Source organism: Herbaspirillum sp. WGmk3, assembly GCF_023952535.1.
GTDB classification, from domain to species: Bacteria; Pseudomonadota; Gammaproteobacteria; order Burkholderiales; family Burkholderiaceae_D; genus Herbaspirillum; species Herbaspirillum huttiense.
The window spans coordinates 1-593 of sequence record NZ_JAKYWT010000021.1; the positions used below are offsets into that span (position 1 = coordinate 1).

At 66.1% G+C, this 593-nt stretch carries 1 pseudogene; it reads left to right on the top strand.

The features are described 5' to 3' along the window. A pseudogene (locus MKD49_RS25755) lies at positions 1–593 on the top strand (NAD(P)(+) transhydrogenase (Re/Si-specific) subunit alpha); the annotation flags it as partial.

A 593-nucleotide genomic window follows, 5' to 3' on the forward strand; every position in this document is an offset into this window, starting at 1 on the left:
TACAAGGCCGTGCTGATGGCCGCCAATACCTATCAACGCTTCATGCCCATGCTGATGACCGCCGCCGGTACCGTCAAGGCCGCGCGCATGCTCATCATGGGGGCCGGCGTGGCCGGCCTGCAGGCCATTGCTACCGCCAAGCGGCTGGGGGCGGTGATCGAGGCCTCCGACGTGCGTCCGGCGGTCAAGGAGCAGATCGAATCGCTGGGGGCCAAATTCCTGGACGTGCCCTTCCTGACCGAGGAAGAAAAGGAAATCGCCCAGGGTGTGGGCGGCTATGCACGTCCCATGCCGCCGGACTGGATGAAGCGCCAGGCCGAGCTGGTCCACGAACGCGCCAAACAGGCCGACATCATCATCACCACCGCCCTGATCCCCGGCCGCAAGGCCCCGGTGCTGATCAGCGAGGAGACCGTCAAGGCCATGAAGCCCGGTTCGGTGATCCTGGACATGGCGGTCGACCAGGGCGGCAACTGTCCCTTGTCGGAACCCGGCAAGACCGTCATCAAGCACGGCGTGCACATCATCGGCGAAGGCAACCTGGCGGCCCTGGTGGCGGCCGATGCCTCGGCCCTGTACGCGCGCAACGTGCT